Source organism: Paraburkholderia sediminicola (assembly GCF_046030555.1).
Taxonomy (GTDB): Bacteria; Pseudomonadota; Gammaproteobacteria; order Burkholderiales; family Burkholderiaceae; genus Paraburkholderia; species Paraburkholderia sediminicola_E.
This window is the reverse complement of the sequence record NZ_JAQQCH010000007.1, coordinates 269,729-280,169: the sequence shown is the minus strand read 5'-3', so window position 1 is coordinate 280,169 and position 10,441 is coordinate 269,729. Positions and strand designations below refer to the sequence as shown.

9 protein-coding genes are annotated in these 10,441 nt (G+C 63.7%); 1 reads left to right on the top strand and 8 read right to left on the bottom strand.

Translation table 11 applies throughout. The features are described from left to right. The first annotated feature begins 156 nt into the window (after nucleotides 1-156). The gene (locus PQQ52_RS13470) at nucleotides 157-816 is read left to right on the top strand and encodes an amino acid ABC transporter permease (RefSeq protein WP_408211612.1); all 660 of its coding nucleotides are present in this window, start codon (nucleotides 157-159) and stop codon (nucleotides 814-816) included. A gap of 100 nt (nucleotides 817-916) precedes the next feature. Here the strand turns inward: PQQ52_RS13470 and lepB are convergent, their stop codons facing one another. The 8 genes from lepB to PQQ52_RS13430 all read right to left on the bottom strand — a co-directional run bounded on the left by lepB (nucleotide 917) and on the right by PQQ52_RS13430 (nucleotide 10,324). Next, nucleotides 917-1,615 (bottom strand): signal peptidase I, encoded by a 699-nt coding sequence (gene lepB, locus PQQ52_RS13465; RefSeq protein ID WP_408211609.1) that lies wholly within the window; start codon nucleotides 1,613-1,615, stop codon nucleotides 917-919. A gap of 120 nt (nucleotides 1,616-1,735) precedes the next feature. Then, nucleotides 1,736-2,722, bottom strand: coding sequence for a Gfo/Idh/MocA family protein (locus PQQ52_RS13460; protein ID WP_408211606.1), 987 nt, complete (start codon nucleotides 2,720-2,722; stop codon nucleotides 1,736-1,738). Nucleotides 2,723-2,875: 153 nt separating this feature from the next. Further along, a complete protein-coding gene (locus PQQ52_RS13455) occupies nucleotides 2,876-3,595 on the bottom strand; it encodes a FadR/GntR family transcriptional regulator (protein WP_408211604.1) in 720 nt (239 codons plus the stop codon). A gap of 480 nt (nucleotides 3,596-4,075) precedes the next feature. Then, nucleotides 4,076-4,693, bottom strand: coding sequence for a flavin reductase family protein (locus PQQ52_RS13450; RefSeq protein ID WP_408211602.1), 618 nt, complete (start codon nucleotides 4,691-4,693; stop codon nucleotides 4,076-4,078). After that, nucleotides 4,668-6,266, bottom strand: a complete 1,599-nt coding sequence (locus PQQ52_RS13445; protein WP_408211600.1) for a mannose-1-phosphate guanylyltransferase/mannose-6-phosphate isomerase — start codon at nucleotides 6,264-6,266, stop codon at nucleotides 4,668-4,670. Before PQQ52_RS13445 ends, PQQ52_RS13450 begins: the two co-directional genes overlap by 26 nt. Before the next feature lie 91 nt (nucleotides 6,267-6,357). Continuing rightward, the gene (locus tag PQQ52_RS13440) at nucleotides 6,358-7,191 is read right to left on the bottom strand and encodes a class I SAM-dependent methyltransferase (protein WP_408211597.1); all 834 of its coding nucleotides are present in this window, start codon (nucleotides 7,189-7,191) and stop codon (nucleotides 6,358-6,360) included. 53 nt (nucleotides 7,192-7,244) lie between these two features. Then, nucleotides 7,245-9,167, bottom strand: coding sequence for a serine aminopeptidase domain-containing protein (locus PQQ52_RS13435; protein ID WP_408211595.1), 1,923 nt, complete (start codon nucleotides 9,165-9,167; stop codon nucleotides 7,245-7,247). A 158-nt stretch (nucleotides 9,168-9,325) separates the two neighbouring features. Next, the gene (locus tag PQQ52_RS13430; RefSeq protein ID WP_408211592.1) at nucleotides 9,326-10,324 is read right to left on the bottom strand and encodes a glycosyltransferase family 2 protein; all 999 of its coding nucleotides are present in this window, start codon (nucleotides 10,322-10,324) and stop codon (nucleotides 9,326-9,328) included. Between the last annotated feature and the right edge of the window lie 117 nt (nucleotides 10,325-10,441).

Below are 10,441 nucleotides of genomic sequence, written 5' to 3'. Positions count from 1 at the left end.
AAACGAAGGGCGGCATCGGCGACGATGCCGCCCTTCGCTTTTGCAGCGGCGCTTTCCGTTTGTGCCTGGTCGCTATCGAATCGCCGCACAGGTGAAGCCTGGTCGCCCGCCAAAGTTTATGATGTGCGCTTTGCGCGCCAACTCTACCAACCGCTCATGTCCACCACTTCCCTGCTCGTCCAATCGCTTCCTGTGCTCGCACAGGGCGCCCTCCTGACGGTCAAGTTCGCGGTTCTGTCGATGATCTTCGGCCTCTTTGCCGGCGCCGTGCTCGCGGTGATGGGTATCAGCCACAACCGCGTGCTGAACTGGATCGCGCGCGTGTACGTCAGCCTGTTTCGCGGCACGCCGCTGCTGGTGCAGATCTTCGTGATCTATTACGGCTTGCCGAGTCTCGGCATTTCGCTCGACCCCACGCCCGCCGGCGTGATCGCGTTGTCGGCCAACGTGGCGGCATATCTGTCGGAGAGCATGCGCGGCGCGATTCTCGGCATTCCCAGCGGTCAATGGCTAGCCGCCTATAGCCTGGGACTCTCGCGGCGTCAGACGCTGCGCTATGTGATTGCGCCGCAGGCCTTGCGCATTGCCGTGCCGAGTCTGTCCAACAGCCTGATCAGCCTGATCAAGGACACGTCGCTGGTGTCGGTGATTACCGTGACCGAATTGCTGCGCAGTGCGCAGGAGATCATCGCGTCGACCTATCAGCCGCTGCCGCTGTACCTCGCGGCAGCCGCGGCCTACTGGGTGCTGTGCCAGGTGCTCGAGTGGGTGCAGCACTGGTATGAAAAGCGCCTCGCGCTGCCGGCGCGTCACTGAGGGCATCACTGAGGACGTCACTGAACAGGCCACTGAGCACCGTCACCGGGTGCGCCGCAAGGCCCCCGCCTGACACCCCACTTCGCCCGGCGCTAGCAGCCTACCGGCTGGCGGCGAGCGACGCCTTATCCAGCGGCGCGCCGAAGCGATCGAAGCGAGGTTTGTAGTAGTGGTCAGGGTCGAGCGAATACGCGACGTGACGCGTACGGCCCATCAGTTCCTTGCGCGGAAAGAAACCAAAGTAACGCGAGTCGGCGCTGTCGTCGCGATTGTCGCCGAGCATCAGATACTCGCCTTGCGGCACGACCACCGGCCCGAACGAATTGCGCGGACTCGGTGCGTCGGGCGCAAGCCGTACCGTGTGCGTCACGCCGTCGAAGCGCTCGGTCAGATAGTCGCCCGGAGACGTAGCATCACCCGGAAGCGGCTTCAGGTGCAGCGACTGATAATCCGCGCGCACACCGTTCACGTACAGCACGTTGTCGCGCATGGCGACGCTGTCGCCAGGCAAGCCGATCAGACGCTTGACAATCAACTCGTGCGCCACCGAGGAATCGATCGTGACGATATCGCCGCGCTGCGGATCGTGCAGGTGCGCGATCGTGATGTGGGTGAGCGGCACGCGCAGATCGTAGGCCATCTTGTCGACGAAAATCCGGTCGCCTTCGCGGATGGTCGGCAACATCGAGCCGCTTGGCACGACGTTCCAGTCGGCCACGGCGCTGCGGAACAGCACCATCAGGAACAGAAAGGCGACGAGGCTCTTGTTGTCGCGCCACAGTTTTCCAAGCATGCGCATCGCAGGCGGCTCCAATGGAAGGTGATCGAAAGCTATGGGTGCGCGGGCCCTTTTTCATTCGCGTCCACACGCCCGCGCAAATCGTACCACCGCGGCTGGAAGCAACGCGGCAACGGGCCTTCACTCTCCCGCGAACTTAAGCCCCAACGCGGCGCGCGCGGCATCGGACATCTCGATCATCTGCAGCGACTTGCTGTGCGGCATCACGGGGCTCTCAATGTGCCCCGCTCGAATCAGCTCGCAGAAATGCGCGGTCTCATAGTTCAGACCACCGCCTTCGAACGGCTCGTCGAGTTCGACCACACGACCGTCGGTGTACCGGATCGTCGCGCGCGCCGGATTCCACCACGGTTCATGAATCGTGACATGGCCGCCCTTGGCCATTAGCAACGCGTCGCCCTTGCCGTGCAGATCGAGCCCGCAAAACAGCTGGGCGATGCCACGCTCATGCTGGCTGTTCAGGCTCGCGAACGTATCAACGCCGGTCGAACCGAGCCGCCCGAGCGTCTGCACCTCACGCGGCGCGCCGAGCCAGTCGACCGCGAGAAACATCTCGTAGACGCCGATATCGAGCAGCGCACCACCCGCATGCTCGAACGACAGCGACGGATGATCGTCCGGCACACCCGGCACCGAACAGCCCGCGCGCACGAGACCCACTTCGCCGATCGGCTCGGCGTCCAGGTGTGCACGCAACTTTCTGTAGAGCGGATAGAACGGCGGTTTCATGGCTTCCATGAAAAGCCGTTGCTCGGCGCGCGCGACATCGAGCACACGCTCGAGTTGAGGCTTGTTGATGGTGGCGGGTTTTTCGCACAGCACGTGCAGACCGGCTCGCAGCGCGGCGATCGCGTAATCGGCGTGACTGTCCTGGACGGTGGCGATATAAAGCGCGTCGATACCGCTCGCGAGCAGCGCGTCGAAACTCGCGCACACCTCGCCGCCGAATTCTTCGGCGAAAGCCATGGCCGGTTCGGCGCGACGCGACCACAGCGCGGTCAGTTGCGCTTGCGGCACATGGGTGAGTCCCTGAGCAAAGCGACGGGCAATGCGGCCCGTCCCGACGATCCCCCAGCGAATCATGCCGTCCGTGGAGGCTTCTTGCATTGCGATTGTCATCGTTCCTTCGAGTCCGTGCAGTTCAGAACAGGCGCCATTGTGACGCAAGCCGCGCGCGCGTGCGCGAGCACGCTGCCGCACCGTTCGTTATGCCACGTCTCTGCGGGAAGGCAAGCTGGGCTGCCGCCGTAGCGGCCGCGCTCAGCCGCGCACCGGCGGTTCCGACGTAAAGCTGCTGCCGATCTCTTCCGCGGTGTAGTCGATCATCGCCAGCGAGGCGATTTCCGCTTCCTTCGGATCGCGCCGCTCGATCGCCTCGACCACGCGTTGATGCGTGCTCACCGCCTTATCCCCCGCTCCATCGTTCCGATTGACGATCGGGTTGACCGTCGACAGCGCGCCGCGAATGATGGCCGCCATCTGCTTGAAGAACTGATTGCCACTCGCCACCACGATGCGTGTATGGAACAGTTCGTCGGCAGCCTGATAGCCCGGCTCGCCCGGCTGGATTACGCGGAACGCCTCGAACGCCTCGCGAATCGCCGCGATGTCAGCCGCACTGCCTCGCGCCGCCGCCTGCGCCGAGGCACGCGGTTCGATCAGGATGCGAAACTCGATCACGTCGCGCAGAAACAGCGGATCGGGCTTCGCGCGAAAACGCCAGTTCACGACGTCCTCGTCGATCATGCGCCAATCGCTCATCGGCCGGATGCGCGTGCCGATCTTGGGCCGCACGTCCAGCATGTCGCGCGCGAGCAGCATCGACAGCGCCTCGCGCATGACGGTGCGACTGACGTCGAACTCCTTCGACAGCACATCCTGCGGTGGCAGTATGGCGCCGTACTTCTCTTCGACGATGCCGGTCACGAGTCCATCCATGACCTTGCTTACCAGTGATCGATCCTTGTTTGCCTGTTCCATGACACTCTCCCCGAAGCGGTGTTTGCCCCCGCGTAGCCTGTTGATCAAGCAGCCCTAACGTGTCGTTTTATCGATATGCATCGGTTCTTTTACGATACGTTGCTAGCTTCGAAACGGTTGCGCCAGTTGGGAAACGTCCTGAGAGGGTTATCCCTCTGAAGAATTGTTTCGTTCGTGTAACGCCGCATGTTTTGATGGGCCATAAGCTTGCGTCTCAAGCGTGCCTGCGCGGCAAAATTTGCATAGTGCGAAGACGCACGTAGTGAATCGAATTGTCTGATTTTCACCCGCTGGGGGCGCGCCGGGCAGGCGCGAAGAGACCGGCGCGACGATACGGCGCTTCTGGCGTCGAGCATCGTCGGCCTTCGAATGTAAAGAACGCGGGCGAATTGAAAGAAAACCCACCGAACTCACCGCTTGAGCAGGTGCAAATCGTGACGGACGTTGTGGCCAACGTTGAGCTGAATTGCAAGCGGCGCCTCAAAGCGACTCGGCTACCGACGCATAGCGCCCGCCGAAAAAAATCAGTGGCGCGTGTTCGTCGAGCGAGAACACTAGCACCTCGCCGACAAAGAGCGTGTGGTCGCCGCATGGATGCCGGTCCACCATGCGCGCCGCGAAACGGGCCGCGGCGTGTTCGAGCAGCACCACGTCAGGCAAACCGTCCACCGGCGCGAAGCGTGGCGCGAGCCGGCTCTGCGGCTCGCCGGCGAAATGGCGGCTATGGGGCTCCTGGGCATCGGACAACACGCTCACGCCGAACGTCGCACTGCTCATCAGACGTTCGTGCATGCGCGCGCGGTGTCCGACCGACACGACGATCAGCGGCGGTTTGAGCGAACCGGACATGAAGGCATTGGCGGTCATTGCGTGCATCCCGTCGCCACTGCCGGTTGAAATCACCACGACGCCGGTGGCAAAACGCCCCAGCGCGTGGCGGAAGCGGCGCTCGTCGAAAGTCCCCGCACCGGACGCTTCAAGGCCAGCCGCGCAGAATCCGGCATCGCTACGGCCGCCCACAGCGCAAGCCACCGGCGCTTGCAACGTCGTGGCCCCAGCCTCCTCCCGCTCGTCAGCGTGACGTACCCGCGCCTGCATGGCCGCTCTCCTGGTCTCGGCCATATTGATCGTCGAAGCGCACGATGTCGTCTTCGCCGAGATAGCCGCCTGATTGCACCTCGATCATTTCAAGCGGCGTCTTGCCCGGATTTTCGAGCCGGTGCGTGACGCCGAGCGGAATATACGTCGACTGGTTCTCCGAAAGCAGGAAGCATTCTTCGCCGCGCGTGACACGTGCGGTGCCGCGCACCACAATCCAATGTTCCGCGCGATGGTGATGCATTTGCAACGACAGACGCCCGCCCGGTTTCACGACGATGCGCTTCACCTGGAAGCGCTCCCCGCGTTCGAGCGACTCGTAAAAGCCCCACGGCCGGCCGACCTTGCGATGCTCCCGCGCCTCCGTACCCTGCTCCGCCTTCAGCCGGCTCACGATCGCCTTGACGTCCTGCACGCGATCTTTCGAGGCGACCAGCACGGCGTCGGCGGTCTCGACCACCACCACGCCGCTCACGCCGACGCATGCGACGAGCCGGCCCTCGGAGTGCGCGAAGCTGTCGTTCGAATCCTCGAACATCACGCGGCCACGCGCGACGTTGCCGCAAGCGTCCTTATCGGACGCCTCCCATACCGAGTCCCACGCGCCCACATCCGACCAGCCCGCCACAAGCGGCACCGCGACGCCGACGAGGCGCGCGTCGGTAGCGACACGCTCCATCACCGCGTAGTCGATCGAATCAGAAGGACACGCGGCGAACGGCTGACGCGCAAGATGCAGCGCACCGTCGCCATCCACGGCGGCATGCTCGAAAGCCTCCGCGCAAACCGCCGCGATCGCGGGCCGGCAGAGCTCGATGGCCGCCAGCCACACCGAGGCGCGCACCAGAAACATGCCGCTGTTCCACCAGTACTCGCCAGAAGCCACATAGCGTTTGGCGAGTTCCGCATCCGGCTTCTCGACGAAGCGTTCGATCGAGCGCGCCCCGTGCACGCCGAGCGTCCTACCTGTGCGGATATAGCCATAGCCGGTTTCCGCGCGCTGCGGCGGCACGCCGAGGGTGACGATCGCACCGCGCGCAGCGTGAGAGATCGCTTGCCTGAGCGCCGCGCCGAACGCCGCATGATCGGCAATCAGATGGTCCGCCGGCAATGCGACGATGATGGGATCGTCACCGGCCTCTGCGCCCGCGCGCGCGGCCAACGCGGCAATCGTTAGCGCCGGCGCGGTATTGCGCGGCACCCGTTCGAACACCATCCGTACCGGCCGGCCGCACTGTTCGAGACGTTCGAGCGTTTGCAGACGCAGGTCCTCGCAGCAGACCACGAGCGGCGTGGCCATGCTCAGCGGCGTGTCTGTCGACATCCCGGTCGCCGTCCTGTTGCCCGCAGTCGCGGCGAACCCAAGGTCGAGCCGGCGCAGCGTGGCCTCGAGCAGCGATTCGTCGCCCATCAGGCCGATCAGTTGTTTCGGATTGCGCTCGCGTGACAACGGCCATAGACGCGTGCCCGACCCGCCCGCGAGAATTACCGGCTGGACCGACAAACGCGTGGCCTTGCCGGTGATGCCCGCAGCCGACACGAGCGGATTGCCTGGTTCAACGATGCGATTCATGTCCGCTTCCCGTTAGTGTTCAATCCGGTCTATCGATGTTTTTTATGTGTGCGACGCACGTAGTGCGCCGCCTTCGCCCAAGCAGCGGCGGTCAGTCAAACGGACCCGCGGCAACCGGTTTGCGCGCGATGAAGTGAAACCACCACGTATCGCTGATTTCCACGTCGTCAGCAATGCGGTTGCCTTCGCAGCTACCGAACACCGCATCGCTCTGAAAGCCGATCTGCGCGAGTTGCCGGCGCTGCTCACTCAGCGTCGTATAGACGATCACAATGCCGAAGTTGTGTGCCGCCGCGGTCTTCACCGCGTAGCTACCGTAGTCGTGGTTCAGCTTGACGTGGCGCACGTAATTCAATGTGCCGAGCTGAAAGCGTCGCATCGAGCGCAGCGTGCGCCAGCCGAGCTTGAGCGGATTGAAGGTGAATTGCGGCAGCAATTGCCAGATGTTTTCGCGGTAGCCCGGTCCGCCGCGGTTATGCGATGAGAACAGTACATAACCGCCGGGCTGCACCACGCGATACATCTCCTTGAGAATCGCTACGCGATCGTCGTAGTCCACACAGTCGATGCCGTTCCAGCTGAACTCCGCAAGCCCGTAATGCCCGGACGGCAGCGCTGACATGTCGCGCGCATCCATATGCCGCAAGTCGCGTCCGGGATAGTTCGACTTCGCAATCTCCAGCAGTTTCGGCGTGTAGTCGACGCCGATATAGTCGTTCGAGATCGCCGTCATCAGCGGGATCGTGCGGCCCGTGCCGACACCGATATCCAGCACCGGCGTACCGGCGCAGCGCGGCGTGAGCCACTCGAACGCAGCCTGTTCGCCCAGGTCCGAGAAGGTTTTCTCGAGCGTGAATACGCGGGTCGCATCAGGTGAATTCCATGCGATACGGTTGACGCGGTCCAACTCGGATTGACTGTTCATTGCCTTGCTCCATCAAAGTGGAAGCGCACTGGATCGGCAACCCGATGCGTTCATTACGCTTCGCCTGATAGACGAAGTGCGCGCGCACGTTTTAGAAGCCACTGTATGGTGCGCGCATGGCGCCAGTCGAGCCACGCGCGGCGCGACCCGCCGCCAACAGATGACTCAGGCTGACGGGATTCGTCGAAGGTGCTTCGAAAAAAATCTTCGAAGTACGACATCACGTTTTCTTGTGCACGGGCTGACAGAATGGCGTGATCGGTGCGCTCGCAGAAGGCCACACCGATCCGGCCGAAGCGCCGCAGCCGCCCACCACGCGCACCGAAATAGCGTTCGAGTTCCTCGACGCCTTCGTCCAGCACGCCGTATAAAAGACGCGTATCGACGCCTTGCGCATGCAGCGCGGTGAAGAGACGTTGCTCGTCTCTCGATCCCAGCTGGACCCCGCAGATACGTTCGACACGGTCGGCGAGCGCCGCGCCGAATCTGGCCACGAAGCGCGCCGCAAGCTCGCGGGCAACCGGCAGGCCGCCGGTCTGCCCTCGAACGACGCGAATCCATTTTCGTGGCTGGCACATCGAGCGCAGGTAACTGCGCGTCGAACCGAAGGCCGCCACCGGGACGGCCGGCTTACCGTGTTCATCGCAGATGTTCTGCCATGTGAACTTCTGCAAATTGACCAGCACGGCGCCAATCACCGCCGGTTCACGTGACGCGGCATGCAGACCGACGAAGGCGCCCGCGCAAATGCCGAGCAGCACCGCGCCGCGATGCCCTTGCGCTGTCAGCCAACGCGCCGCGCACGCGGCATCGTCGGCGCCTGCCTGTGAATACAGTGCATCGAGACTCACCGCATCTTGCGATGGCTGGCTGTCGCCCAAGCCGCCGAGATCGACACGCAGCGACGCGACCCCCTGGCGCGCAAGACGTCGCGCGAAGCGCACGCCGAGTCGCGCATTGCCGATCCGCGACACGGCACCGGTATTCAGCATCAGTACCGCGGGCGAGGCGGTAGCGTGCGATTCAGGCGTGCAGTAGATGCCAAACATCCTGCCGCCGTCGAGCCACACCGGCGTTTCGATCACACCCGGCTCGATGAGGTGGCTCACGCGATCCGCCGTGCGCTCAGCCATTTGATCGGCCATTTGATCGGCGAGTGAACCCGCTTCGCTATCCGCCGCCATGCGTGGAAGCGTAGCCGGATTTTCAGCGCCGCCTGCCAGCCAGTTTTCGATCGACTGAAACGCCGCCTGCGGAATCTCGCTATCGAGCGCCTCCATCATGAACCTGGCGTATTCGTCGAACGACTGTCTTTCCACTTGCACGCCTTGTTCACGATAATGCGCGGCCAGCGCGTCAACCCGCACCGGGTCCAGCGAATCGAGTATCAGCACGCGGTCGGCCGGGCGAACGGCGTCGCGCCGCAAATCGACCGCACGCAAGCTCTCCAGCGCATCACCATAGAGACGAAAACCGTATGCTTCGACGAACGCATCGGTATCGGGCTCGGCTTCGCAATCCATCGCGGCGGGCATCAACAGCCACTTGCGGTAATGCGCACGCAATTCGCGCTGATAATTCTTGCCCGACAGAACGGGCGCGAGCAGCACCAGGCCATCCACGCCGCCGAGTTCCTGAGCGGCCAGCGCCGCAAGCGTACCGCCAAGCCGCAGCCCGCACAGCGTCACGCGCTCGACACCCGTGGTTTCACGCAGCAGCGCCACGGCCTGCTTGATGCTGTCGATCCACGCGCGCCAGCGGCCTGGTTCGCTCGCGTCTCCCGCCGCATCGCCGGTGCCTGGGTAATCGAACCGCAGCACTGGCACGCCGCGCGCGGCGAGCCGCTCGGCCAGCCTGCGCATGCCGCGATAGGTGCACAGTGCGTCGTACCCGAACGGGTAGCACAGCACCACGCCACTTGGCCCCTCCGCCGGATGCAACCATCCGAACCGGCCATCGAACACTACTGGCCTCACGCTACACTCCTCAGCGGTTCAACGCCGCTTTCGATCACTACAACAAACGCCGTCTGATTAATCTGTACGCCCTCCCACACTGGGTCGGACTCCGATGCTTATGCGGCTTGATGCACTACATGTCGCGACGACCGATTCAACTCAGATCGACGCACCGTTCAATTGCCGTGCGGCGCGCGCGAGGCAAAGGTCGACCGGGTGGCAAGCAGCAGGTGATAGAAAAAGCGCGCACGCAAGCGGTCACGCATCGGATAGTGCCGCGACAGCAGCACACGCCATGCGGCGGCTGACTCACCGGCGCGTGCGTAAGCGGACGCGGCGCGCGGCGCCACGCGCCGAAGCGCGTCCTCGCGCGCCGCCTGCGCCGCCGCGGGCACGCTGCTCGCGCGCAATTGCGCAAACGCGTGCATGGCCGGCAGCGCGTGGGTCGATATCGACAGCGCCGTTTCACGCGAAACCGACACGAACGCATCCACGAAACAGATCGCGACAGCGTCGACACTGAGCCGCAAGCCAAAATCGAAGTCGCACGCTTCACCGACCTCGGCGGCCGCGCGATACGCGATCCGGCGCGCCGCCAGGGTATCCACCAGATAGCCATTGTTCGGGAACATCTGATCGATACCCGCCAGCGCCGGCACGGGCAGACGGCCGGCGCGTTCGGGCACACGCAGATAGTCGTGGTTCAGGCGGTCGGTGGCTTGCTGCCGCGGCGTGCCGTCGTCGGCGATGACACGCTGCTTGCCGAACGCGGCGGTCAACTCGGGATGCTGGTGCCAGCATTCGTCGAGACAGCTCAACGCGTTCGGCTCGAGCAGATCGTCGTCGTGCAGCAATACGAGCCGAGCGCCTTGTGCGCGCGCAAACAGCCGGTTCACGTTGGCCGCCTGTCCCAGCCGGGGCAGATTACGTTCATAACGGATCGGAATCGGCCGCGGGCTGCGCAAGCGGCAATGCTCCACCACCTGCCGCGCGCTGTCGTCGTTCGAATCGTCGCCGATTACGATTTCAAACTCGTCATACGTCTGGGCATGGCAGCTGTCGAGGGCCTGTGCGAGCAAGGCGGGCCGATTGCAGGTCGGAATGCAGATGGAAATCAGACGTGCGGATAACGCGCCGCCACTGCCCCGGACGGCCTCGTTCGTGGTGTCGATCATGGGTGCTCCGAAAACCGTAACGGATTTCATTTAACCCTGCCGGACCATGACTATCTGTACGGCCACACACACATCAATAAAGGGCGGAGGTGCAATATCGACACCTGCGACAGGCCG